The sequence below is a fragment of the Rehaibacterium terrae genome, assembly GCF_014202935.1.
GTDB classification, from domain to species: domain Bacteria; phylum Pseudomonadota; class Gammaproteobacteria; order Xanthomonadales; family Xanthomonadaceae; genus Rehaibacterium; species Rehaibacterium terrae.
This window is the reverse complement of record NZ_JACHHX010000021.1, coordinates 18,555-41,549: the sequence shown is the minus strand read 5'-3', so window position 1 is coordinate 41,549 and position 22,995 is coordinate 18,555. Positions and strand designations below refer to the sequence as shown.

The following is a 22,995-nucleotide window of genomic DNA, read 5'->3' as shown; positions in this document are numbered from 1 at the left end:
GCCGGCCAGCGGCCGCCGGCGCCGCAATCCTTCGGGGGGAGGGAGGTAATGTCGAAGTACCCGCTGTGCTTCACCGGCATGGAACAGGCCGACGAAGCCACGCTGAAGATGCTGTTCGTCGATGCCAATGCCAGCCTCGGCGAACCGTTCGAGCTGACCAGCGAGGATCGGGCGCAGATCCTCGTCGTCGATCTCGGCTCCATCTACGGCCACATGACCTGGCTGCGGGCGCACAGCGCCGGCAAGACCGTGGTCGGGTTGTCCAACCGCGCCGACTCCGAGGCCGATTTCACCCTGCTGCGGCCGGTGAGCGAGTCGAGCCTCCGCGACATCCTGGCCGCCGTCGCCGCCGCGCAGACCGGCGCGGCCAACGAGCCCCTCGACGGGATCGCCGACGGCGGCACGGCGTCGGCCGCGGCCCGGGACGATGCGGACGAGCCGACGGCGTCCGCGGCGCCGATGGCAGGCACGACCGACGCGGTCGAGACCGTCGAGACCGTCGAGACCGCCGATGCCGCCGATCCGGAGACGGAGACGGATGGGTCGACGGCCATAGCCGCGCAGACGCCCGAAGCCGCCGAGCAGCCGGCGCCCGAGCCGCCGCGCGAGAAGCATCTGGTCGACTACCTGCGCGCCGGTGCCCTGCCCGGCCCGATGCGCCTGCAGCTGCCGGACGCGCCGCCGCTGGTGGTCGATCCGCGCACCGGACACTACTTCGGCCCGCCGCAGCTCAAGCCGCTGATGCCCTACTGCCGCATCGTCATCGCGCCGGAGCAGTGGGTGCCGGCCAGCGCCGAGGACGCCGCCCGCGCCGGCAGCCCGCAGCCGTGGACGCGGCTGATCTGGCTGTGCGGCCTGGTGTCCGGGGCCGGCCGCCTGGTCGATGCCGGCGATGGCGAGCGCCAGTACCGGCTGCTCAAGTGGCCCCAGATCGAACGCGAGTTCCCCCGGCACTTCCGCATCGCCACGGCGATGATGAAGGGCCCGGCGACCCTGCCGGAGATCGCCCAGGCCAGCAGCGCCACGGTCGAGGAGGTGGCCGACTTCGTCAATGCCAGCCTCGCCACCGGCTTCGCCGCGATCGAACTGCCGCCGTCCGTCGAGCCGGAAGCCCCCGCCAAGGGCGGCCTGCTGGGCCGGCTGAAGGGCCTGCGCGGCGGCTGACCGCCACTCGCCGCCCGCGTCCGTCCACCCGGCGCGGGCGGTTTTCCTTGCCCGGATCCCGGGGCTGGCCGAAAATCGTCCTTCTGCCCGAACCGGCCGCGTCCGACGCCTCCCGATGATCGACCCGCAGCGCTACCCGCGCCTCTCACGCATCGCCGTCCCTGCCGACCTGCGCCAGTTTCCGGAAGAGGAACTGCCGGCGATCGCCGGTGAGCTGCGCGCCTACCTGATCGAGACCGTCTCCCAGGTCGGCGGCCACTTCGGTGCCGGCCTGGGCGTGATCGAGCTGACCGTGGCGCTGCACTGGCTGTACCGGACGCCGGAGGACCGCCTGGTCTGGGACGTCGGCCACCAGGCCTACCCGCACAAGATCCTCACCGGCCGCCGCGACCGCATCCACACGGTCAAGCAGCGCGGCGGCGTGGCGCCCTTCCCCAAGCGCGCCGAGAGCGAGTACGACACCTTCGGCGTCGGCCACAGCTCGACCAGCATCTCGGCCGCGCTCGGCATGGCGGTGGCGCTGCAGCGCGCCGGCGACGAGCGCAAGGTGGTGGCGGTGATCGGCGACGGCGCGATGACGGCCGGCATGGCCTACGAGGCGCTCAACCACGCCGGCGGCATGGATCCGGAGCCCAACCTGCTGGTGATCCTCAATGACAACCGGATGTCGATCTCCGAGAACGTCGGCGGGCTGACCCGCATGTTCGGCCGCATGACCGCCAGCCGCACGCTCAACGCCATGCGCGAGGGCGGCAAGCGCCTGCTCGGCGACAAGCACAATCCGGCCGCGCGCTTCGTCAAGCGCTGGGAAGAACACTGGAAGGGCATGTTCGTGCCGTCCACGCTGTTCGAGGAGATGGGCTTCCACTACACCGGCCCGATCGACGGCCACGACCTGCCCGCCCTGCTGTCGGCGCTCAAGACCCTCAAGGACCTCAAGGGCCCGCAGCTGCTGCACGTCATCACCACCAAGGGCAAGGGCTACGAACTGGCCGAGGGCGACCAGATCGAATACCACGCGGTGTCGCCGTTCGATCCGGGCGTCGGCGTGGTGAAGAAGGCCGGCACGGGCCGCCCCAGCTACACCCAGGTGTTCGGCGACTGGCTGTGCGACATGGCCGCCACCGACGACAGGCTGATGGGCATCACCCCGGCGATGCGCGAAGGCTCCGGGCTGGTGCGCTTCAGCAAGGAATTCCCCGAGCGCTACTTCGACACCGCCATTGCCGAGCAGCACGCGGTGACCCTGGCCGCCGGCATGGCCTGCGAGGGCGCCAAGCCGGTGGTGGCGATCTATTCGACCTTCCTGCAGCGCGCCTACGACCAGCTGATCCATGACGTCGCCATCCAGCATCTGGATGTGCTGTTCGCCATCGACCGCGGCGGCGTGGTCGGCCCCGACGGCGCCACCCACGCCGGCAACCTCGACCTGAGCTACCTGCGCTGCGTGCCCGGGATGGTGGTAATGGCGCCGGCCGACGAGGACGAATGCCGCAAGATGCTCAGCACCGGCTATCACCACCCCGGCCCGGCCGCGGTGCGCTACCCGCGCGGCACCGGCCCCGGCGTGGCGGTGCAGCCGACGCTCGACACCCTGCCGATCGGCAAGGCGCAACTGCGCCGGGAAGGCCGCGGCCTGGCGCTGCTCGCCTTCGGCGCGGTGGTGCCGGCGGCCGAGCAGGTCGGCGCCGAGCTGGGCCTGACCGTGGTCAACATGCGCTTCGTCAAGCCGCTCGACCACGCGCTGGTGCTGGAGCTGGCCAGGACCCACGAAGGCTTCGTCACCCTCGAGGACAACGTGGTGATGGGGGGCGCCGGCAGCGGCGTGCTCGAACTGCTGGCCTGCGCGGGGATCGCCCTGCCGGTGCTGCAACTGGGCCTGCCCGACGCCTGGCAGGAGCACGGCAGCCGTGAGCAACTGCTCGCCGAAGCCGGCCTCGATGCCGCCGGCATCCGCGCCGCCATCCTGCGCCGCTGGCCGCAGTACGGCGGTGGCGAGGCCAGGACCGCTGCCGGCTGAGCCCGGCGGCGACGCCAGACGCCAGGCTCAGGGACGACGGCCGAGGGCGACGCGCTCGCGACCTTCGAGGTCGCGCGCGGTGGCCACGTCGACCAAGCCCGCCGCACGGAAAATGCTGCGCACGGCCCCGCCCTGGTCGTGGCCATGCTCGACCAGCAGCCAGCCGCCCGGCACCAGGTGCGCCGGCGCCGCGTGGGCGATCGCGCGGATGTCGTCGAGGCCATCGATGCCGGCGACCAGCGCACTGCGCGGCTCGAAGCGCAAGTCGCCTTCGCCCAGATGCGGATCGGCGGCGGCGATGTAGGGCGGGTTGCTGGCGATCAGGTCGAAGCGCTCGCCTTGCAGCGGGCCGAACCAGCGGCCCTGGCGCAGCTCGACCCGGCCAGCGCCGAGGCGCGCGATGTTGCGCCGCGCGACCTGCGCCGCCGCCGCACTCGCCTCGACCGCGACCACCCATGCCTGCGGCCGTTCGACGGCGAGCGCCAGCGCGATCGCGCCGGTGCCGGTGCCGAGATCGGCCAGCCGCAGCGGGCGGTCGTGCGGCAACCGGGCCAGTGCGAGTTCGACCAGCAGCTCGGTTTCCGGGCGCGGGATCAGCGTGGCGGCATCGACGTCCAGCTCGAACGTCCAGAACCCGCGCCGGCCGACCAGATGCGCCACCGGCTCGCCGCGTGCCCGGCGCGCGACCAGGACCTCGAAGCACGCGACCGCATCGTCATCGAGCGCATCGTCGGCGTGCGCGAACAGCCAGGCGCGGTCGCGACCGAGCGCATGTCCGAGCAGCAGCTCCGCATCCAGCCGCGCGCTGTCGCCACCGATGCGCGCGGCCGCCGCGGCCAGCGCGGCGCGCACCGTGGGCGTTGCAGGATTCGCGGCGTCGGTCATGCGTGGCTGGCGAAGGCGATGACGCCATCATAGCGCCGCGCCGGATACCGCCATCGCACTTCACCGCGACGGCTGTTCGCGATCGCGACGCAGGCCGGCCCGGGGATGCTCAGGCCGCGACGGCTTCGGCCGGCTCGGCCGCCGGCGCCGAGCTGCGGATCAGGTGATCGAAGGCGGCCAGCGCGGCGGTGGCGCCGGCGCCCATCGCGATCACGATCTGCTTGTACGGCACCGTGGTGGCGTCGCCGGCGGCAAACACGCCCGGCAGCGAGGTCTGGCCGCGCTCGTCGATGACGATCTCGCCACGCGGGGTGAGCTCGAGCGTGCCCTTGAGCCACTCGGTGTTCGGCAGCAGGCCGATCTGCACGAAGATGCCCTCGAGCGCGACCTCATGCTCCTGGCCGCTGGCGCGATCGCGGTAGCGCAATCCGGTGACGCGCTGACCATCGCCGAGCACTTCGGTGGTCTGCGCGTTCACCAGCACGCTGACGTTCGGCAGGCTGCGCAGCTTGCGCTGCAGCACGGCATCGGCGCGCAGCTTGCCGTCGAACTCGATCAGGGTGACATGACTGACGATGCCGGCCAGGTCGATGGCGGCCTCGACGCCGGAGTTGCCGCCGCCGATCACCGCCACCCGCTTGCCCTTGAACAGCGGGCCGTCGCAGTGCGGACAATAGGCCACGCCACGATTGCGGTACTGTTCCTCGCCGGGCACGTTCATCTGCCGCCAGCGCGCGCCGGTGGCGAGGATCACGCTGCGCGACTTCAGCGAAGCGCCGCTTTCCAGCTTCACCTCGATCAGCCCGTCCTCGCCGGCCGGCACCAGGCCGACCGCGCGCTGCAGGTTCATCACGTCCACGTCGTGGTCGCGCACATGCTGCTCCAGCGCGCTGGCCAGCTTCGGCCCCTCGGTGTGCCGGACCGAGATGAAATTCTCGATGCCCAGAGTGTCGAGCACCTGGCCGCCGAAACGCTCGGCGGCGACGCCGGTGCGGATGCCCTTGCGCGCGGCATAGATCGCCGCCGCCGCGCCGGCCGGGCCGCCGCCGACCACGAGCACGTCGAAAGGCGCCTTGGCGGCGATCTTCGCCGCCGCGCGCGCGGTCGCGCCGGTGTCGAGCCTGGCGAGGATCTGCGCCAGATCCATGCGCCCCTGCCCGAACGGTTCGCCGTTGAGGAATACGCTCGGCACCGCCATCACACCGCGCGCCTCGACCTCATCCTGGAACCGCGCACCATCGATGGCGACGTGGCGGATGCGCGGGTTGAGCACGCTCATCGTGTTCAGTGCCTGCACCACGTCCGGGCAGTTCTGGCAGGACAGCGAATAGTAAGTCTCGAACAGGTACTCGCCATCGAGCGCGCGCACCTGCTCGATCAGCTCGGGCTCGACCCGCGGCGGATGGCCACCGACCTGCAGCAGGGCCAGCACCAGCGAGCTGAACTCATGACCCAGCGGCAGACCGGCGAAGCGAACGCCGATGTCCGTGCCGACGCGGCCGATCGCGAAGGACGGCTTGCGCGGGTCGCTGTCGTCGCGGCGCAGGGTGATCTTGTCCGAAAGCGCGGCGATCTCGCGCAGCAGCGCGTCGAGCTCGCGCGAGGCATCGCCGTCGTCGAGCGCGGCGACCAGTTCGATCGGCTGCACGAGCCTTTCGAGGTAGGTCTTGAGCTGGGACTTGAGGGTGTCGTCGAGCATGGGGACTCCTGATGCCGTCGGCGGACGAAGACTGAAGGCAGCGGCCCGACACGGAGGGAGCGCGGGCGAACGCCGGCCGGGGCGCCGGCGGGGCCGGGCCGCTGTCTTCAGGCTTCGGGGACCGGTAAGAGACTTGGCTCGTCCTTGACGCTTCCGCGGCAGGGACGTGTGGTGTGCCGCACGGCCTGGATGGGCCGCGGCAACCGCGGCCCCGGGCGGATGCCCGGGGCCGGGTACGGATCAGAGCTTGCCGACCAGATCCAGCGACGGCGCGAGGGTCTTCTCGCCCTCCTTCCACTTGGCCGGGCAGACCTCACCCGGGTGGGCGGCAACGTACTGCGCGGCCTTGATCTTGCGCAGCAGCTCGGCGGCATCGCGGCCGATGCCGCCGGCGGTGATCTCGACGATCTGGATGCGGCCTTCCGGATCGATCACGAAGGTGCCACGGTCGGCCAGACCGGCATCCTCGATCAGCACGTCGAAGTTGCGCGACAACGTCCAGGTCGGGTCGGCGACCATCGGGAACTGCACCTTGCGGATGGTCTCGGAGGTGTCGTGCCAGGCCTTGTGGGTGAAGTGGGTGTCGGTCGAGACCGCGTAGATCTCGACGCCCAGCTTCTGGAACTCGGCATAGTGGTCGGCGAGGTCGCCCAGCTCGGTCGGGCAGACGAAGGTGAAGTCGGCCGGGTAGAAGAACACCACCGACCACTTGCCGCGCAGGTCGGCGTCACTGACGGTGACGAACTTGCCCTGATGATAGGCGGTGGCGGTGAACGGCTTGACTTCGGTGTTGATCAACGACATTCGACACTCCTGTTGAAGTGGGTTGTTGGGAAGGGTGGTGAATCAAAACGGGGGCTATCTTAGGGAGCGACTATCAATCCGTAAAGTGGATTGTATTTATCGCCAAGATAGGAATAGTCTATCAACACCGCCTGAGACCATCCTCGCACCGGCAACAGCGCAGCCAGTCCAAGTCACGAGGCCAGACCATGAATCTCCGCGACCTGCGTTATCTCGTCGCCTTGGCCGACCACCGGCACTTCGGGCGCGCCGCCGCGGCCTGCTTCGTCAGCCAGCCCACCCTCTCGACCCAGATCAAGAAGCTGGAGGAGGAGCTCGATGTCACCCTGGTCGAGCGCGCGCCGCGCCGGGTGATGCTGACCCCGGCCGGACGCGACATCGCCGAGCGCGCCCGGCGCATCCTGAGCGACGTCGAGCAGCTGCACGAGATCGCCCGTCGCACGCGCGATCCCGAGGCCGGCACGGTGCGCCTCGGCCTGTTCCCCACCCTGGGTCCCTACCTGCTGCCACACGCGGTGCCGCGGATCCGCAAGCGCTTTCCGCGGCTGGAACTGCTGCTGGTGGAAGAAAAGACCGAAACGATCCTGCGCCAGTTGCGCGAAGGCCGGCTCGACGCCGGCATCCTCGCCCTGCCGCTGCACGACGACCAGCTGCACGTCGAGCCGCTGTTCGAGGAGCCCTTCCTGCTCGCCGTGCCGGAGACGCACCCGTTCGCCCGGCGCGAATCGCTCAGCCTCAAGGACCTCGCCAACGAGAGCCTGCTGCTGCTGGAGGACGGCCACTGCCTGCGCGACCAGGCGCTGGACGTGTGCCATCTGTCCGGCGCCGAGGAGAAGACCGGCTTCCGCGCCACCAGCCTGGAAACGCTGCGGCAGATGGTGGCGGCCAACGTCGGCATCACCCTGCTGCCCACCCTGGCGATCAAGCCGCCGGTGCCGCAGTCGGAGAACATCCACCTGCTGCCGTTCCGCGATTCGCGGCCGAGCCGGCAGATCGCGATGGTCTGGCGCAAGAGTTCGGCGATGGGGGAGTTCCTGGTCAAGCTGGCCGAGGTGTTCCGCACGCTGCCGGCAGAGCTGTTCAGTATCGATCTGCCGCCCGCCCGCGCGCGCAGGCCGCGCGGCCCGGACCGGCGCGCCCGCACCGGTGCGCACTGATTGCATCCGGATGCGGCGCGGGCTACGGTAGGCGCACAAACCGACACGACGGGCGATGCGCTCCGCGCACCGCCCGTTTCACTTTGGAGCCGCCATGTCGTCCGCCCCCGCCATCATCGTCTCAAGCCGCGACCATGCGCGCCTCGACGCGCTGCTGGAGTCGCCCGCGTACAGGCACACCCCGGCCGCGCGCGCGCTGATGGAAGAGATGCTGCGCGCCGAGGTGCGCGAACCGCAGGACATGCCCGCCGACGTGGTGACCATGAACGCCACCGTCACCTGCGTGGACGAGCTCGGCGGCGAAACCCACCGGCTCACGCTGGTGTACCCGGACCAGGCCGATGCCGGCGCCGGCCGCATCTCGGTGCTCGCGCCGGTCGGCAGCGCCCTGCTCGGGCTGTCGGTGGGCCAGCGCATCGACTGGGAGACTCCCGATGGCCGCAAGCTGCGACTGCGCGTCACCGAGGTCCATCCCCCCGCGGCGCCGGCCGACGGGGCCGACCGCTGAATGCCGGATGCCGCGCCGCATCATCCATGGCGTCTATCGAAGCCATCGTCACAATCAATTTCATTCCGTCGCCGCGCGGCGCTAGGCTCGGATCGACCCGGTGCGTCCGGGCCATCCTCCAGCCATACCGCCACGAGGTGACGCCATGAACCTGAAAGGCTCCAAGACCGAGGAAAACCTCAAGTACGCCTTTGCCGGCGAGTCGCAGGCCAACCGTCGTTACCTGTATTTCGCGCAGAAGGCCGACGTCGAGGGCTACAACGACGTCGCCGCCGTGTTCCGCTCCACCGCGGAAGGTGAAACCGGCCACGCCCACGGCCATCTGGAATACCTTGAAGCCTGCGGCGATCCGGCCACCGGACTGCCCTTCGGCGATACCGCCAGCAACCTCAAGTCGGCCATCGCCGGCGAGACCCACGAGTACACCGACATGTACCCGGGCATGGCCAAGACCGCCCGCGACGAGGGTTTCGACGAAATCGCCGACTGGTTCGAGACCCTCGCCAAGGCCGAGCGCTCGCACGCCAACCGCTTCACCAAGGCGCTCAACGAGCTCACCGCCTGAGCCACCGCGCGGCGGGCCTGCACGCCCGCCGCGTGTCGTCCTCATCCCGCAGGAGCGGCCCGCTGCACGACCGCAGCCCTGGTCTGCGGTCACGGCCACCCCTGCGTCCGATTCCACGAGGAGGCATGCCATGAGCCAAGCACCGAGCGCGCCGCGCGAAGGCAGCCTGGAGGCGCCGACCCGTCATCCGCTGGACTGGCAACGCGCCGAGTTCTGGGACCCGGCCGCATTGGAGCGGGAACTCGAACGCGTCTTCGACCTGTGCCATGGCTGCCGTCGCTGCGTGAGTCTGTGCCAGGCCTTCCCGACCCTGTTCGACCTGGTGGACGCGAGCGAAACCATGGAGGTCGACGGCGTGGCCAAGTCGGACTACGCCAAGGTCGTCGAACAGTGCTACCTGTGCGACCTGTGCTACCAGACCAAGTGCCCGTACATTCCGCCGCACCCGTGGAACATCGACTTCCCGCACCTGATGCTGCGGGCCAAGGCGGTGGCCTTCCGCAAGCACGGCGCGCCGCTGTCGGCGAAGCTGCTGTCGAACACCAGGACGGTCGGCCGGCTGGCCTCGATCCCGGTCGTGGTCGAGGCGGTGAATCGGGCCAACCGCAATGCAACGGCGCGCGGGCTGGTCGAGAAGACGCTCGGCGTGCATCGCGACGCCCGCGTGCCCACCTACCACAGCCGCACCGCCGACAAGCGCGTGCCCCACGACGACGACGGCACCGACGCGACGCCGGCCGGTCCCACGCGCGGCAGGGTGGCGGTGTTCGTCACCTGCTACGGTCGCTACAACCAGCCGCAGATGGTGGAGGACCTGGTCGCCGTCTACCGGCACAACGGCATCGCGGTGAAACTGATCCGCCGCAACCAGTGCTGCGGCATGCCCAAGCTGGAGCTGGGCGACCTCGACAGCGTGGACCGCTACAAGCGGGACAACCTGCCGGCGCTGGCGGACGCCGTGCGCGCGGGTTGGGACATCGTCGCGCCGATTCCTTCCTGCGTGCTGATGTTCCGGCAGGAGATCCCGCTGATGTACCCGGACGATGCCGAGGTGCAGGCAGTCAAGGCGGCGATCTTCGACCCCTTCGAATACCTGATGCACCGTCACCAGGCCGGCCTGCTGAACACCGGCTTCAAGCAGGGGCTCGGCAAGGTGGCCTGGCAGGCGGCCTGCCACCAGCGGGTGCAGAACATCGGACCGAAGACCAGACAGGTGCTGGAGCTGGTGCCCGACACCGAGGTCGTCGCCATCGAGCGCTGTTCGGGCCACGACGGCACCTACGGCGTGAAGAAGGCCACCTATGGCTTCGCCCGCAAGATCGCCAAGCCGGTCGAGACGCGGGTGAAGCAGGCCCAGGCGCAGCACTTCACCAGCGACTGCGTGATGGCGGGCGCGCACATCGCCCACGGCCTGGGCGATGGCCGCGAGGCCGAGCATCCGATCAGTCTGCTGCGCAAGGCCTATGGCATCTGAGGCCGGGCAGGCCGCCCCCGCGCAGGCCGGGCCCACGCCGTTCGTGAACTCGCCGGGAACACCGCCATGGAAAAGCTGACCCGCTCCGACCTGTACACGCTGGAGGCCTACGCGGCCGGGCGCGCCGCGTTCCGCAACCGCGTGCTCGCGCACAAGAAGGCGCGCAGGCTGCGTCTGGGCGAGCACGTCACCCTGCTGTTCGAGGACCGGCTGACGATCCAGTACCAGATCCAGGAGATGCTGCGGATCGAGCGGATCTTCGAACCCGAGGGCATCCAGGACGAACTGGACGCCTACAACCCGCTGATCCCCGACGGCAGCAACCTCAAGGCGACGATGCTGATCGAGTTTCCCGACATCGAGCAGCGCCGGCGCGAACTGGCGCGGCTGGGCGGCATCGAGCATCGCGTGTACGCACAGGTCGACGGCCACGACCGGATCTTCGCCATCGCCGACGAGGATCTGGGCCGCAGCGAGGCCGGCAAGACCGCGGCCGTGCACTTTCTGCGCTTCGAGTTCGCGCCGGCGCAGATCATGGCGCTGCGCGCCGGCGCCGGCCTGGCCTTCGGCATCGACGACGACCGCCTGCGCCTGGAAACACGGGCCAGCGAGGACACGCGCCGGGCATTGACTGCGGATTTCTCCTGACCGCCCCGAGCCCGGCTGGCCGCGCACTCAGAACACCGCCAGGTCCTCCGGCGAGGACAGGACCACCTCCGGGCGCTTGCCGACCAGCGTCACCCGGCCGCTGACGCAGGCCGTCCTGCCGACCAGCGACTCCAGATCATGCTCGAACTTGTCGCGGTCCTGTCCCCAGACGCGGGCGGAGAACTTGTGGTGCGGAAACGCGCCGCCCATGTGCAGCAGGGTCGGCTCGCCCTGCACGTTGGGCGCGCGGCGGGCGGTGTCGACCGGACCGCACACGGTGACCTCGCGCCCCTCGTACTGGGCGGCCTTGTCGATCGGGACCTGCTGGCGGCCCTCCTGTGCGAACGCGGACACGGAGGCAAGCAGGACGACGGCGAACGGGATGCGGTGGGCGAGCGGCATGGGCGTGGACCTTGAAACCAGGGAGCGGATGACGGCGACCGTGCCCCCACACGTCGCCGCATGGCGGCGCGAGAGATTACGGCCTCCCGGGCGGGAATTTGAGCGCGGGAATGTGACCGTCCGCCGACTTTCGCATTCACGATGCGGCGACCCGGCCGAAGACCGGTCCGTGCGCCTGCCTCAGTAGCGAAGCAGCGCCCGCAGGGGAACCGTGTCCGACCAGCGCTCACGTCCCCTGAGCGCAGCCAGCTCGATCAGCACCATCGCGCCGGCCAGATCGGCGCCGACCCCTTCGACCAGTCGCCGCGAGGCGGCGAGCGTGCCGCCGGTCGCCAGCACGTCGTCCACCAGCAGCACGCGGGTGCCGCTTGCGACGGCGTCGGCATGGACTTCCAGCCGGTCGCTGCCGTACTCCAGCGCGTAGTCGGCGCCGAGCGTGCGGCCAGGCAGCTTGCCGGGCTTTCGGATCGGCACGAAACCGGCGCCGAGTTCGCGCGCCAGCGCCGCGCCGAGAATGAAGCCGCGCGCCTCGATGCCGGCCACCACCTCGATCCCGGCCGCACGCCAGGGCTCGGCCATGTGCCGGATCGCCGCGGCGAAGCCGGCACCGTGGCCGAGCAGTGGCGTGATGTCCTTGAACAGGATGCCGGGCCTGGGAAAGTCCGGCACATCGCGGATCAAGGTCTCGAAATCCATCATGGCTTGCCCGGGTTGGCCTTGAGTGTGCCGAGAAAGATACCCGCCAGCGACAGCGCCACGCCGAGCCATTCGATGGAGCGGGTGGCGCGGTCGAACAGCAGCACGTCCTGCACGAAGGCCAGCGAGGGCTGCAGCAGCAGCACCAGTCCGACCACCGAAGCCGGCAGTCGCGGCATCGCCGAGGCGATCAGCACCCAGCCCAGGCACTGGCCCACGAGACCGAGCGCGAGCAGGGCACAGAGCGAACCGGCATCGGGAATCGCGAACGAGGCGCCCTCGCCGGTCACGGCCGCCGCCAGCACCGCCGCGCACAGCAGCGAGTTCATCGCCAGCAGCTGCGGCGCCGGCAGCGTCGAGCGCTCGCGCTGGGCATGACGGAAGCTGAGCATGTAAGCCGCATAGGCCAGGCCGGTGAGCAAGCCGAACACCACGCCCAGCCGGTAGCGTGCGTCGAAGCCGCCCCAGTCGACGCCGACCAGCAGCCACAGGCCGCCGAAGGCGAGCGCCAGCCCGCCGAGGAAACGCGGGCCCAGCCGCTCGCGGTGCAGCAGCACGCCGGCCAGCGCCATGACGAACACCTGGAAGTTGGCCAGCAGCGTCGCCAGCCCTGGCCCGACCTCGTGGATGCTGCGATGCCAGAGGAACAGGTCGAGCGCGAAGAACACCGCCGGTGCCAGCATCCAGCCCCAGTCGCGCAGCGCCGCCGGCCGCCACTGCCGGGCGACGGCCAGGAAGCCGGCCAGCATCACGCCACCGAAGGCCATGCGCCAGAACGCCGACACCGTCGGCGCGACGTCGGCGTAGCGCACCAGCACACCGGTGGTGCTGATCAGCGCCGCGCCGGCAATCAGCGACCACAGCGCGCCGCGGGTCTTCGCGGTCATGCCGGCGCCCTCTCCGTCGCCGGCCGCCACACGGGCGCGCCGCCCGGGCCGGACACCGGCCGTGGCAGGGTCGAGGCATGGCTGGCGTTGCCGTGGATCGGTGGGGACATGACCGGGACACGCGCGAGGGCGGAGCGATCATCCTCGCCCCGGCCATCCGTGCGCACAAGGACTACTGCAACCAGAGCGGCCCGGGACCGGCTTCCGGATTGCTTCAGCTCGGCGCCATCTGCACCTGGTTGCGGCCGCTGCGCTTGGCCGTGTACAGCGCGCGGTCGGCGCGGTCGATCACCGGCTGCGCGGCGTGCTCGCTGGCCTGCCGGCCGGCGATGCCGATGCTCACGGTGAAACGCACCGCGTCCTCGCCCTCGCCGATGCGCAGCTCGGACACCGTCACCCGCAGCCGCTCGCCGAACTGGCGGGCCTGCTCGGCGGCACGCCCGGGCAGGACGATGATGAACTCCTCGCCGCCGTAGCGGCCGAACAGATCGTCCGGCCCGAGCATGCGGCGGATCGTCTCGGCCAGCACGCGCAGGCACTGGTCGCCCACGGTATGGCCGTGGCGGTCGTTGACCTGCTTGAAGTGGTCGAGATCGACGAACAGGATCGACAGCGGACTGTGCGCGGCATGCGCCGCCGCCATCGCCCGCGCGAGCAGGGTATCCATCGCGTGCCGGTTGTAGGCCCCGGTGAGCGAATCCAGCTCGGCCTTGCGGCGCAGCTCGCGCGCGGCGGCCGCCTCATCGGCCGCCTGCGTCGCCATCGCGGCGAACTCGGCGGCCAGGCGCAGCTCGTTGTGATCGAAGCTTTCCCAGGGCTGGCGCTCGATCAAGAGCGCGCCCCAGCCCGGCTTGTCCATCCGCAGCGGCACCACCGCGAACAGCCCGCGCTCGTGCGACGACCCCTCGCCGGGCGTCTGGCCGTCGTCCAGCAGCACCTGGACCGGATTGCGCGAACGGCACAGCCCCTTCAGCGTGCCGCCGCGGGCGCCGAGCATGCGCGAGTAGCGTTCCTTGAGGGCGATCGGCTCGGCCAGCAGCAGGTCCAGCCCGTGGTAGCCGAAGGCCAGCACCGCCGAGCCCTGTTGCGGCACCAGCGGGCGCAGCGACTCCAGCAGCCGGCGGAAAGCCAGCCACTCGATGTCGCCGTTGTCCGCCTCGCGCAACGCGGCCAGACTCTCGGCAAACCGGCGCCGCCCCTGCTCGGTCTTCAGGCTGGCGTCGGCCTGCTCCTTGGCCAGCCGGGCGCGGTCGCGCTGCTTGCGGAATTCCATCACCCGCCCGGTCAGGCCGAGCATGAGCAGGAAGACGCTCGCCACCAGCGCCAGCTGGAAACCGTACATGGTCCACACGTTCTGCGGCAGCCAGCCGTAGGACACCAGCGGCCGCGCGCAGGCGCTGACCAACAGCGCGAACCAGAGCAGCAGCATCGGCAACGCCAGCGGGCGCCCGTGGCGCAGCGCGATCGCCGAAGAGCCGATGCACAACGCCCCGGCTCCTGCCCAGGCCGCGGTCGAGCCGACCTGGATGACGTCGGCCGCCGCCAGCGGCAAGCCCAGCGACAGCGCGGCCAGCGCCAGCAGCAGCCACGGCGTCCAGCCGAGGATGGCGTCCAGGCGCGGCGCGCAGGCGCCCAGGCCGGCGAACTGGCGCGCCAGCAGGACGATGCAGGCCGCCGTCGCATGGCCGAGGGCGAACAGGCCGGGGGAGGCGGAAATGCCCAGCCAGCGCAGGCCGGGAATCGCGTACAGATGGCCGTTGACCGCCGTCAGCAGCAGCCATGCCGCCAGCGCGAACCCGACGAATTTCAGGTACAGCGGCTCGCGCATCGCCGCGAACAGCGCCAGTCCGATCAGCGCCAGCACCACCAGGCCGGCATAGATCGCGCTCAGCGCGACCGTCATCCGCCGGTCGCCGAGCCGGTAGCGCCACTCGGATTCGAGGATCGGCCGCAGGCTGACGGCAACGCGGTTGCGCACCTGCGCCAGCATCACCACCTTCCCGTCCGGCAGCGGCGGCAGCAGGAAGACGAAGCCGCTGGCCAGCAGCTCCTCCTCCGGCCCGGGCGCGAAGAAGCTGCGCGACTGGCGCCACCAGCCGCCGTCGACCGGCACATGCAGCTCGAACTCGGCCACCGGCACGCGATCGAACCAGAGCACCCGGTGCGGGTCGTGGGCGTCGGCCTGGCCGTCCAGCTCGGCCTCGATCCGGATCCAGTGCGTCCGCCCCGAACCGCCGGGCAGCAGGACCCGGCCGCCGGGCAGCGCGCGGAATTCGCCCGCCCGCCCGGCCAGCACTTCCTCCGGGCTGTAGTCCGCCTCGGTGCTCAGCAGGGCCAGCCGCAGCGGAACCGACCCCTCGGCCACGACCAGGCCGCTCCAGGCCAGCATGGCCAGCAGGAGCACGAGCCCCCAGCCCTTCGGGTCCATTTGCGGCATGCCGTTCCCCCTACGGACCAGTACAGTCTGCCCGCCGGCGGCGAAAGTGCAACCTGGAGGCGCGGCCGGGGCGGCCGCCGCGAACCGGTCGCCGGGCCGACGCCGGACCGGCCTGCCTGCACCGCACCGCGCGGCGAGGGCGCAGGGATGTGCCCCGCTTGCATGTTCAGGCCGTGAACAAACCGCCGTCCGGATCCGTGACCCCCTCGTCCGCCGCCTGCGTTTCGCCCGGACCGGGGCGGCACAGCAGCTCCGGCAGCAGGGCGCTGGCCTCGGGCCAGCGCGAGGCCGGCACGCAGACGGCGACCAGGCCGCCGACCGGCAGCTCCCCCATCGCGCCGGTGAGGAATTCCCCGCGCACCCAGGCCGGGATGCCGGCCTCTTCAAGCGCGCCACGGACCAGATGCGCGTCGATCAGGTTCTCCGCCTCGTAGACCACACGCATCGTCACTTCCTCCACCGGCCGTCCCGTCGCAGCATACGCCTTCCCGTCCGCCACGGAGCCGCCATGGACCTGCACCGCCACCTCCGGCTGATGGCCGGCTACCACCTGTGGGCCTGCCGCCGTCTCTACGCCGAAGTCGACAAACTGGCCGAGGCCGACTACTTCGCCGATGCCGGGCTGTTCTTCCGCAGCATCCACGGCACCCTCAACCACCTGCTGGTGGTCGAACACCTCTGGCGCGAGCGGCTGGAAGGCGCGCCGCGGACGATCCACAGCCTCGACCAGGAGCTGTACGCCGACCGCGATGCCCTGCGCACGGCCCTGCTCGGCTACGCCGGCCGCTGGCAGGACCATCTCGATGCCCTGGACGCCGCCGACCTCGCCAGCGACTTCGCCTATCGCAACCTGCAGGGCGATGCCTTCACGCTGCCCAGGGCCAGCGCGATCGCCCACGTCTTCAACCACGCCACCCACCACCGCGGCCAGGTCTCCGCCGCCCTGACCCGGCTCGGCGCGCAGGCGCCGGTGATGGACCTGCCCTACTACCTGCTCGAACTGCCGCGCGAGGCGCTGCGCGGCTGAACGCGGCCCCCGCTGCGTCCCGCCGACCGGCTAAACTGCGCGTTTTCAGCGCGCACCACGGCCCATGAGCGTCCCTGCCCCGACCGTCGAGAAGAACGACTTCATCCGCCAGATCGTCCGCGACGACCTGGCCTGCGGCAAGCACACCACCATCCGCACCCGCTTCCCGCCCGAGCCCAACGGCTACCTGCACATCGGCCACGCCAAGTCGATCTGCCTGAACTTCGGCATCGCCGCCGAATTCGGCGGTTGGTGCAACCTGCGTTTCGACGACACCAACCCGGCCCGGGAAGATCCCGAATACGTGGAAGCGATCAAGGAGGACGTGCGCTGGCTGGGCTTCGACTGGCACGAGCTGCGCCACGCCTCGGACTACTTCGAGGTGTTCTATCTCGCCGCCGAGAAGCTCATCCGCGACGGCCACGCCTTCGTCTGCGACCTGACGCCCGAGCAGGTGCGCGAGTACCGCGGCACCCTTACCGAACCGGGCCGCGACTCCCCCTGGCGCAATCGCAGCGTCGAGGAGAACCTCGACCTGTTCCGCCGCATGCGCGCCGGCGAGTTCGCCGACGGCAGCCGCACGCTGCGCGCGAAGATCGACATGGCCAGCGGCAACATCAACCTGCGCGACCCGGCCCTGTACCGGATCAAGAAGGTGCCGCACCAGAACACCGGCGACGCCTGGTGCATCTACCCGATGTACGACTTCGCCCACTCGCTGTCGGACGCCATCGAGGGCATCACCCACTCGCTCTGCACGCTGGAGTTCGAGGACCACCGCCCGCTGTACGACTGGTGCGTGGACAAGGTCGACCTGGTCAACCACCCCGAACTGCTGCGGCCGCTGCTCGAACGGGGCCTGCCGAACGAGGCCGCCAAGCCGCGCCAGATCGAGTTCTCCCGGCTCAACATCAACTACACGGTGATGAGCAAGCGCAAGCTGATGGCACTGGTGCAGGAAGGCTTGGTCGCCGGCTGGGACGACCCGCGCATGCCGACGATCTGCGGCCTGCGCCGGCGCGGCCTGACGCCCGCCTCGATCCGCCTGTTCGCCGACCGCATCGGCATCAGCAAGCAGAACTCGCTGATCGACTTTTCGGTGCTGGAAGGCTGCGTGCGCGAGGACCTGGACGCCACCGCGCCGCGACGCCTGGCGGTGATCGACCCGGTGAAGCTGGTGCTGACCAACCTGCCGGAGGCGCACGAGGAGTCGCTGACCTTCCCCAACCACCCCAAGGACGAATCCTTCGGCAGCCGCAGCGTGCCGTTCTCGCGCGAACTGTGGATCGAGCGCGAGGACTTCATGGAAGTGCCGCCCAAGGGCTTCCATCGCCTCGTCCCCGGCGGCGAGGTGCGGCTGCGCGGCGTGGGCATCGTGCGCTGCGACGAGGTAGTGAAGGACGGCGAGCGCATCGTCGAACTGCGCGGCACGCTCGACCCCGACACCCGTCCCGGCATGCCCGGCGCCGACCGCAAGGTCAAGGGCACCATCCACTGGGTGTCGGCGCGCCACGCCGTGGCCGCCGAGCTGCGCCTGTACGACCGCCTGTTCGCCGTGCCCGACCCGGACGACGAGCGTGAGGGCAAGACCTACCGCGACCACCTCAACCCCGACTCGATCCGCATCGTGCAGGGCTGGGTGGAGCCGGCCGCGGCCGGCGTCGAGCCGGAGACCCGTTTCCAGTTCGAGCGCCTGGGCTACTTCGTCGCCGACCGCCACGACCATGCCCCCGGCCGGCCGGTGTTCAACCGCACGGTGACCCTGCGCGACACCTGGGCCAGGCAGGGCGGCAAGGGCTGATTGGGGTACGCTCCGTCCGGTGGGTCCTGGCCCACCGGACGCAAATCGGGAGAGCACCACCGCTGTTCCAAACGAACGCGGCCAGGCCACGCGGCCGATTTCACATTTCCGGTTTCCCGGCCGGAGAGCCGCGGTCCATCCCGGGCGACAGAACGAAACGGAGGAGGCTCCCACACATGACCGCCCGTCTGCTGCCATTGCCGCTCCTGCTGCTCCTGCTGCTCCTGCTGCTGGTCGCCTGCGCGCCGTACGCCGAGACGCCGGCCGCCGACGCTCCGACACCGGCGGTCGAGCCTGGCGAGGTGGAGCCTGGCGAGGTGGACTATGCCTGCAAGGTCGACAGCGACTGCGCGGTGAAGAACGTCGGCAACTGCTGCGGCTACTACCCGGCCTGCGTGAACAGGGACAGCCCGACCTTCCCCGAGCGGGTGATGGCACGCTGCGCCGAGGAAGAGATGGCCGGCATCTGCGGCTTCCCCGAAATCGCCGGCTGCGCCTGCGTCGCGGGACGCTGCGAGAACGTCCTCGCCACACCGCTCATCGAAGGCCAGGAGCACTGAGCGCATGCTGCACACCCAGGTCCATCTCGCCCTGCCTGCCTGGCTGCAGGAAGAGGTCGACGCCGGTCGCCGCTACCCCGACGACGAGAGCAAGGTGGCGCTGGCCGTCCACCTCTCGCGCCGCAACGTCGAGCACGGCAGCGGCGGGCCGTTCGGCGCGGCGCTGTTCGACGGCGACGGCCGGCTGCTGTCGGTCGGCGTCAACCGGGTGATCCCGCAGACCTGCTCGGTCGCCCATGCCGAGATGATGGCCTTCATGACCGCGCAGCAGGACACGCAGCAATTCCGTCTCAACGACGAGGGCAGCGGCATCGTCCGGCCGATCACCCTGGCGACCTCCTCGCAGCCGTGCTGCATGTGCTACGGGGCCAGCTTCTGGGCCGGCATCGACGCGCTGCTGATCGGCGCGCGCGCCGAGGACGTGATGGAGCTGACCGAGTTCGACGAAGGCCCGCTGCCGCTGGACTGGATCGGCGAACTGGAGAAGCGCGGCATCGCCGTGCGCCGCGACATCCTGCGCCATCCTGCCCGCGACGTGCTGCGCTACTACAGCGAGCAAGCCGGGCAGCGCTATTGAGCCGCCCGGCTCTCGCAACAACGACGTCAGCCGCGAACGCAATGCCGAAACAGCAAGGCGCCCAGGCCACGGATCTGCGCGGATGAGCACGGACAACTCGATCGACTGCTCCATCCGCACCCATCCGCGCGAATCCGCGGCTGCAACGCCGTTCGCGGCAGAAGCCGTCCCGGCATCCACCCGAGCCACCGCATGACCGGCCTGCTCTGCTACTGCCGCCCCGGCTTCGAGCCCGAACTCGCCGCCGAGTTGGGCGAACGCGCCGCCCGCGCCGGCCTGCCCGGCCATGCGCGCACCGAGCGCGGCAGCGGTTACGTGCGGTTTCTCGGCGCCGACGGCGACATGCTGGCGCCGGCGCTGCCGTTCCACGAGCTGATCTTCGCCCGCCAGAAGCTGCGCCTGCTCGCCGAACTGCGCGACCTCGACCCGCGTGACCGCATCGCACCGATCCTCGCCACGCTGCCCGAACGCCGCTGGGGCGAACTGTTCGTCGAACACCCCGACACCGACCAGGCCAAGCCGCTGGCCGGTCTCGCCCGCGCCTTCGGCAACGCGCTGCGCCCGGCGCTGCGCAAGGCCGGGCGACTGAGCGAGCGCGACAACCCGCGCATCCCGCGCCTGCATGTGTGCTTCGTCGCCGGCAACCACGCCTTCCTCGCCGAAGCCGACACCCGCGACGCCTCGCCCTGGCCACTGGGCGTGCCGCGCCTGCGCATGCATCCCGACGCGCCCTCGCGCTCGGCGCTGAAACTCGAGGAGGCCATCCTCACCCTGCTCGACGCCGACCAGCGCGAGCGGCTGCTCCGGCCTGGCATGACCGCCGCCGATCTCGGCGCCGCGCCCGGCGGCTGGACCTGGGTGCTCACCCGCCACGGCATCCACGTCACCGCCATCGACAACGGCCCACTGCGCCCGCACCTGCTCGACAGCGGACTGGTGACCCACCTGCGCGCCGACGGCTTCCACTGGAAGCCGCCGAAAGCGCTCGACTGGATGGTCTGCGACATGGTCGAGCAGCCGCGCCGCGTCGCCGCGCGCATGGCCGAATGGTTCCGCGAGGGCTGGTGCCGGCAGGCGATCTTCAACCTCAAGCTGCCGATGAAGAAACGCTGGGAAGAAACCCGGCTGTGCCTGGACCTGTTCGCCGAACAGGCCGGCCGCCCGCTGGCGATCCGCGCCCGCCAGCTCTACCACGACCGCGAGGAGATCACCGTGCTCGCGCAGCCGCGCTGAGGCCGCCGCTGCCGGTCAAATGCCTGCCGCCCGGCGGGCGAGGAGCCGCGCCAGCGGCGGCATGCGCCCGGCCAGGCCGAGCAGGTGGCCGCGCAGCAGCGTCGGCAGCAGGGCCTCGTTGGAGAACACCCGATTGATGCCGTCGAAGGCCCAGGCCGACAGCGTGTTGTCGCTGCGGCGCTCGCGCCGGTAGCGGGCGAGGCGGTGGCCGGTGCCGATGTCGTGCCGGCCCGCGCCGGCGACGATGCGGCGCAGGCAGGCGACGTCGCGCAGGCCGAGGTTGACGCCCTGCCCGGCCAGCGGGTGCACGGCGTGTGCGGCGTCGCCGGCGAGCACGACGCGGCCGGCGACGTAGTCGTCGGCCAACTGGCGGCGCAGCGGGAAGGCGACGCGCCGGGACACTTCGACCACTTCGCCCAGCGTGGCGTCGAAGGCGCGCGACAGTTCGCGGCAGAACGCCGCGTCGTCGATGGCGAGCAGGCGCGCGGCCTCGTCGTCGGGCAGCGTCCACACGATCGAGCAGCGGCCGTCGGCGCAGGGCAGGAAGGCCAGCGGGCCGGTCGGCAGGAAGCGCTGCCAGGCGGTGTCCCGGTGCGGCCGCTGGCAGCGCACGTAGGCGACCAGCCCGCGCTGGCCGTAATCGTGGCGGTCGACGGCGAGGCCGGCGAGTTCGCGCAGCTTCGAGTCGGCGCCGTCGGCGGCGACCACCAGGCGCGCCTTCAGCCGTGCGCCGCCGTGCAGTTCGAGCGTGGCGGCGTGCTCGTCCTGCTCGAGCGCGACGACGTGGTCCGGGCAATGGCGGACGATGCCGGGCTCGCGAACGATGGCCTGCCACAGCCGATCGACCAGCAGGCCGTGCTCGACGATCCAGCCGAGTTCGTCGCGACCGAGCGCCTCGGCATGGAAAGCCAGTTCGCCGCCGCCTGCCGCGTCCCACACGCGCATGTGCCGGTACGGCTGCGCGCGCGCGGCGAGCACATCGCGCCACACGCCGAGCGAGTCCAGCAGCGCGGCGTTGTCCGGCGCGAAGGCATACACGCGCAGATCGGGCGTGTCGGCGCGCCACGGCGCCGGCTCGCGCGCCTCGACCAGGGCCACCCGGCGACCGTCGCGGGCGAAGGCCAGCGCCGCGGCGGCGCCGACCACGCCGGCGCCGACCACGGCGATGTCGAACGGCTCGCGCCGGCTCATGCCGCGCCTCCCCGGGTGAGTTGCAGATCGGCGCCACGCCAGCCCATCGCGCCGCCCACCAGTGGCGCTTTCAGGCCCGGCAGGCGGTCGAGCAGCAACAGGCCGAGCGAGCGCAACACATGCATGGGGAAAGAAGGATTCGCGGTGAGCCGCGCCAGGCCATCGGAGAAGGCCAGCGTGCGCTCGCGGTCCTCACGGCGCAGTACGGGGTAACGCGCCAACCTTGCCGGCTCGCCCGGATCGCCACCATCGGCGACCAGCTCGGCCAGGGTCAGGGCGTCGCGCAGGCCCAGGTTGAAGCCCTGCGCGCCGACCGGGTGGATGGTCTGCGCGGCATTGCCGATCACCACCGCACGCGGCGCGGTGAGCCGCTCGGCCAGCACGCGGCGGACCGGATACCGGCTGCGCCGGCCCACCCGCCGCAGCCGCCCGGCGCGGCCGCCGGCACGTGCCTGCAGCAGCGCGAGGTAGTCGGCGTCGGACAGCGCGGCGACGGCCGCGGCATCCTCGTCCGCCACCCCCATGATGGCGCCGTAATGGCCGTCGGCACGCGGCAGCAGGGCGACCGGTCCGGTATCGGTGAAACGCTCCCAGGCGCGACCGTCGGGCGCGCGGTCGGCGGCGACGGTGCTGACGAACAATGTCTGTCCGTAGTCGTGCTCGATCGTGCCGATGCCGAGCGCCTCGCGGACGAAGCTGCGGGTGCCGTCGGCAGCGACCAGCAGCTTCGTTTCCACCACCTCGCGGACACCATCGCGCTCGAGCCCGACGCGCCAGCCGTCGGCGAACGCCTCCAGCGCAACCACCTTCGCCGGGCAATGACGGCGCAGCGAAGCCAGCGCTGACAGCCGCGCCTCCAGCGCATTGCCCAGCTCGCGCGCCACCACCACGCCACCGAAGGCCTCGCGGCCATACTCGGCCGCATCCAGCCGCACCGCGCCGAAGTCGCCGGCGCGGCTGACGTGGATATGCCGGATCGGCGCCGGTGGCGTGGCCAGGTGCGCCAGCACGCCCAGCGCCCGCAGCGCATTGAGGCTGGCGGCGGCCAGGGCGAGGTTGCGTTCGTCGAAGCTGGGCGGTGCCGCGCTGTGCGCGGGCACGGCCTCCACCAGCGCCACGCGCCGGCCTGCGCCGTCCAGCGCGCAGGCCAAACTGGCGCCGACCAGGCCGCCACCGACGATCAGGATGTCCACCGGCTCGCTCATGCCGCGCATGATACGCGGGGCCATGCGTCCCCTGCCCGCGCTTCCGCTAGAATCG

The 22,995-nt window shown here is 71.1% G+C and carries 22 protein-coding genes; 12 read left to right on the top strand and 10 right to left on the bottom strand.

What is annotated here, in order from left to right:
- Nucleotides 1-48 precede the first annotated feature (48 nt).
- Nucleotides 49-1,164 carry a hypothetical protein gene (locus tag HNQ58_RS12120; RefSeq protein WP_183949195.1) on the top strand — a complete coding sequence of 372 codons (1,116 nt, stop codon included), beginning with the start codon at nucleotides 49-51 and terminating at the stop codon, nucleotides 1,162-1,164.
- A 115-nt stretch (nucleotides 1,165-1,279) separates the two neighbouring features.
- Nucleotides 1,280-3,184, top strand: a complete 1,905-nt coding sequence (gene dxs, locus HNQ58_RS12115) for a 1-deoxy-D-xylulose-5-phosphate synthase (RefSeq protein WP_183949194.1) — start codon at nucleotides 1,280-1,282, stop codon at nucleotides 3,182-3,184.
- 27 nt (nucleotides 3,185-3,211) lie between these two features.
- Here the strand turns inward: dxs and prmC are convergent, their stop codons facing one another.
- From prmC to ahpC, 3 genes are all read right to left on the bottom strand, one after another.
- Nucleotides 3,212-4,069 (bottom strand): peptide chain release factor N(5)-glutamine methyltransferase, encoded by an 858-nt coding sequence (gene prmC, locus HNQ58_RS12110; protein WP_183949193.1) that lies wholly within the window; start codon nucleotides 4,067-4,069, stop codon nucleotides 3,212-3,214.
- 109 nt (nucleotides 4,070-4,178) lie between these two features.
- Nucleotides 4,179-5,768 (bottom strand): alkyl hydroperoxide reductase subunit F, encoded by a 1,590-nt coding sequence (gene ahpF, locus HNQ58_RS12105; RefSeq protein WP_183949192.1) that lies wholly within the window; start codon nucleotides 5,766-5,768, stop codon nucleotides 4,179-4,181.
- 240 nt (nucleotides 5,769-6,008) lie between these two features.
- Entirely contained in the window at nucleotides 6,009-6,572 is a 564-nt protein-coding gene (gene ahpC, locus HNQ58_RS12100) for an alkyl hydroperoxide reductase subunit C (RefSeq protein ID WP_183949191.1), read from the bottom strand.
- 188 nt (nucleotides 6,573-6,760) lie between these two features.
- Here ahpC and oxyR point away from each other — a divergent pair, with 188 nt between their 5' ends.
- From oxyR to HNQ58_RS12075, 5 genes are all read left to right on the top strand, one after another.
- Complete coding sequence (oxyR, locus tag HNQ58_RS12095) at nucleotides 6,761-7,729, top strand: DNA-binding transcriptional regulator OxyR (RefSeq protein WP_183949190.1); 969 nt, start codon at nucleotides 6,761-6,763, stop codon at nucleotides 7,727-7,729.
- A 94-nt stretch (nucleotides 7,730-7,823) separates the two neighbouring features.
- On the top strand, nucleotides 7,824-8,237 hold the full coding sequence (gene rnk, locus HNQ58_RS12090; RefSeq protein WP_183949189.1) for a nucleoside diphosphate kinase regulator: 414 nt from the start codon (nucleotides 7,824-7,826) through the stop codon (nucleotides 8,235-8,237).
- 145 nt (nucleotides 8,238-8,382) lie between these two features.
- Nucleotides 8,383-8,802, top strand: a complete 420-nt coding sequence (locus tag HNQ58_RS12085; RefSeq protein ID WP_183949188.1) for a rubrerythrin family protein — start codon at nucleotides 8,383-8,385, stop codon at nucleotides 8,800-8,802.
- A gap of 130 nt (nucleotides 8,803-8,932) precedes the next feature.
- Nucleotides 8,933-10,276 carry a heterodisulfide reductase-related iron-sulfur binding cluster gene (locus HNQ58_RS12080; protein ID WP_183949187.1) on the top strand — a complete coding sequence of 448 codons (1,344 nt, stop codon included), beginning with the start codon at nucleotides 8,933-8,935 and terminating at the stop codon, nucleotides 10,274-10,276.
- Nucleotides 10,277-10,342: 66 nt separating this feature from the next.
- Entirely contained in the window at nucleotides 10,343-10,924 is a 582-nt protein-coding gene (locus HNQ58_RS12075; protein ID WP_183949186.1) for a DUF3501 family protein, read from the top strand.
- A gap of 27 nt (nucleotides 10,925-10,951) precedes the next feature.
- On the opposite strand, the gene HNQ58_RS12070 is transcribed toward HNQ58_RS12075, so the two are convergent.
- From HNQ58_RS12070 to HNQ58_RS12050, 5 genes are all read right to left on the bottom strand, one after another.
- Nucleotides 10,952-11,326 carry a hypothetical protein gene (locus tag HNQ58_RS12070; RefSeq protein ID WP_183949185.1) on the bottom strand — a complete coding sequence of 125 codons (375 nt, stop codon included), beginning with the start codon at nucleotides 11,324-11,326 and terminating at the stop codon, nucleotides 10,952-10,954.
- Nucleotides 11,327-11,506: 180 nt separating this feature from the next.
- Nucleotides 11,507-12,025, bottom strand: coding sequence for an adenine phosphoribosyltransferase (locus HNQ58_RS12065; RefSeq protein WP_183949184.1), 519 nt, complete (start codon nucleotides 12,023-12,025; stop codon nucleotides 11,507-11,509).
- On the bottom strand, nucleotides 12,022-12,909 hold the full coding sequence (locus tag HNQ58_RS12060; RefSeq protein WP_183949183.1) for a DMT family transporter: 888 nt from the start codon (nucleotides 12,907-12,909) through the stop codon (nucleotides 12,022-12,024). Before HNQ58_RS12060 ends, HNQ58_RS12065 begins: the two co-directional genes overlap by 4 nt.
- A 214-nt stretch (nucleotides 12,910-13,123) precedes the next feature.
- Nucleotides 13,124-15,346, bottom strand: coding sequence for a diguanylate cyclase (locus HNQ58_RS12055; protein WP_183949182.1), 2,223 nt, complete (start codon nucleotides 15,344-15,346; stop codon nucleotides 13,124-13,126).
- 166 nt (nucleotides 15,347-15,512) lie between these two features.
- Complete coding sequence (locus HNQ58_RS12050; RefSeq protein ID WP_183949181.1) at nucleotides 15,513-15,791, bottom strand: putative signal transducing protein; 279 nt, start codon at nucleotides 15,789-15,791, stop codon at nucleotides 15,513-15,515.
- A gap of 63 nt (nucleotides 15,792-15,854) precedes the next feature.
- On the opposite strand from HNQ58_RS12050, the gene HNQ58_RS12045 reads away from it, so the two are divergent.
- The 5 genes from HNQ58_RS12045 to rlmM all read left to right on the top strand — a co-directional run bounded on the left by HNQ58_RS12045 (nucleotide 15,855) and on the right by rlmM (nucleotide 20,544).
- Entirely contained in the window at nucleotides 15,855-16,373 is a 519-nt protein-coding gene (locus HNQ58_RS12045; RefSeq protein WP_183949180.1) for a DinB family protein, read from the top strand.
- Nucleotides 16,374-16,437: 64 nt separating this feature from the next.
- Nucleotides 16,438-18,174, top strand: coding sequence for a glutamine--tRNA ligase/YqeY domain fusion protein (locus tag HNQ58_RS12040; protein ID WP_183949179.1), 1,737 nt, complete (start codon nucleotides 16,438-16,440; stop codon nucleotides 18,172-18,174).
- 176 nt (nucleotides 18,175-18,350) lie between these two features.
- Nucleotides 18,351-18,734, top strand: coding sequence for a hypothetical protein (locus tag HNQ58_RS12035; protein WP_183949178.1), 384 nt, complete (start codon nucleotides 18,351-18,353; stop codon nucleotides 18,732-18,734).
- A gap of 4 nt (nucleotides 18,735-18,738) precedes the next feature.
- A complete protein-coding gene (locus HNQ58_RS12030; protein ID WP_183949177.1) occupies nucleotides 18,739-19,311 on the top strand; it encodes a nucleoside deaminase in 573 nt (190 codons plus the stop codon).
- Nucleotides 19,312-19,503: 192 nt separating this feature from the next.
- Nucleotides 19,504-20,544: a 23S rRNA (cytidine(2498)-2'-O)-methyltransferase RlmM gene (gene rlmM, locus HNQ58_RS12025; RefSeq protein ID WP_183949176.1), complete on the top strand. Its 1,041-nt coding sequence runs from the start codon at nucleotides 19,504-19,506 to the stop codon at nucleotides 20,542-20,544.
- Nucleotides 20,545-20,559: 15 nt separating this feature from the next.
- Here the strand turns inward: rlmM and HNQ58_RS12020 are convergent, their stop codons facing one another.
- Nucleotides 20,560-21,735 (bottom strand): FAD-dependent oxidoreductase, encoded by a 1,176-nt coding sequence (locus tag HNQ58_RS12020; RefSeq protein WP_183949175.1) that lies wholly within the window; start codon nucleotides 21,733-21,735, stop codon nucleotides 20,560-20,562.
- Nucleotides 21,732-22,940, bottom strand: coding sequence for a 2-octaprenyl-6-methoxyphenyl hydroxylase (ubiH, locus tag HNQ58_RS12015; RefSeq protein ID WP_183949201.1), 1,209 nt, complete (start codon nucleotides 22,938-22,940; stop codon nucleotides 21,732-21,734). Before ubiH ends, HNQ58_RS12020 begins: the two co-directional genes overlap by 4 nt.
- Nucleotides 22,941-22,995 lie beyond the last annotated feature (55 nt).

Bases quoted from the DNA above. Each gene is read 5' to 3' on its own strand.
- ahpC (WP_183949191.1), bottom strand. From the start codon at position 6,572: ATGTCGTTGATCAACACCGAAGTCAAGCCGTTCACCGCCACCGCCTAT.
- rnk (WP_183949189.1), top strand. From the start codon at position 7,824: ATGTCGTCCGCCCCCGCCATCATCGTCTCAAGCCGCGACCATGCGCGC.
- prmC (WP_183949193.1), bottom strand. From the start codon at position 4,069: ATGACCGACGCCGCGAATCCTGCAACGCCCACGGTGCGCGCCGCGCTG.
- HNQ58_RS12030 (WP_183949177.1), top strand. From the start codon at position 18,739: ATGCTGCACACCCAGGTCCATCTCGCCCTGCCTGCCTGGCTGCAGGAA.
- HNQ58_RS12040 (WP_183949179.1), top strand. From the start codon at position 16,438: ATGAGCGTCCCTGCCCCGACCGTCGAGAAGAACGACTTCATCCGCCAG.
- HNQ58_RS12050 (WP_183949181.1), bottom strand. From the start codon at position 15,791: ATGCGTGTGGTCTACGAGGCGGAGAACCTGATCGACGCGCATCTGGTC.
- dxs (WP_183949194.1), top strand. From the start codon at position 1,280: ATGATCGACCCGCAGCGCTACCCGCGCCTCTCACGCATCGCCGTCCCT.
- rlmM (WP_183949176.1), top strand. From the start codon at position 19,504: ATGACCGGCCTGCTCTGCTACTGCCGCCCCGGCTTCGAGCCCGAACTC.
- oxyR (WP_183949190.1), top strand. From the start codon at position 6,761: ATGAATCTCCGCGACCTGCGTTATCTCGTCGCCTTGGCCGACCACCGG.
- HNQ58_RS12120 (WP_183949195.1), top strand. From the start codon at position 49: ATGTCGAAGTACCCGCTGTGCTTCACCGGCATGGAACAGGCCGACGAA.
- HNQ58_RS12080 (WP_183949187.1), top strand. From the start codon at position 8,933: ATGAGCCAAGCACCGAGCGCGCCGCGCGAAGGCAGCCTGGAGGCGCCG.
- ahpF (WP_183949192.1), bottom strand. From the start codon at position 5,768: ATGCTCGACGACACCCTCAAGTCCCAGCTCAAGACCTACCTCGAAAGG.
- HNQ58_RS12055 (WP_183949182.1), bottom strand. From the start codon at position 15,346: ATGCCGCAAATGGACCCGAAGGGCTGGGGGCTCGTGCTCCTGCTGGCC.
- HNQ58_RS12070 (WP_183949185.1), bottom strand. From the start codon at position 11,326: ATGCCGCTCGCCCACCGCATCCCGTTCGCCGTCGTCCTGCTTGCCTCC.
- ubiH (WP_183949201.1), bottom strand. From the start codon at position 22,940: ATGAGCGAGCCGGTGGACATCCTGATCGTCGGTGGCGGCCTGGTCGGC.
- HNQ58_RS12060 (WP_183949183.1), bottom strand. From the start codon at position 12,909: ATGACCGCGAAGACCCGCGGCGCGCTGTGGTCGCTGATTGCCGGCGCG.
- HNQ58_RS12085 (WP_183949188.1), top strand. From the start codon at position 8,383: ATGAACCTGAAAGGCTCCAAGACCGAGGAAAACCTCAAGTACGCCTTT.
- HNQ58_RS12065 (WP_183949184.1), bottom strand. From the start codon at position 12,025: ATGATGGATTTCGAGACCTTGATCCGCGATGTGCCGGACTTTCCCAGG.
- HNQ58_RS12045 (WP_183949180.1), top strand. From the start codon at position 15,855: ATGGACCTGCACCGCCACCTCCGGCTGATGGCCGGCTACCACCTGTGG.
- HNQ58_RS12020 (WP_183949175.1), bottom strand. From the start codon at position 21,735: ATGAGCCGGCGCGAGCCGTTCGACATCGCCGTGGTCGGCGCCGGCGTG.
- HNQ58_RS12035 (WP_183949178.1), top strand. From the start codon at position 18,351: ATGACCGCCCGTCTGCTGCCATTGCCGCTCCTGCTGCTCCTGCTGCTC.
- HNQ58_RS12075 (WP_183949186.1), top strand. From the start codon at position 10,343: ATGGAAAAGCTGACCCGCTCCGACCTGTACACGCTGGAGGCCTACGCG.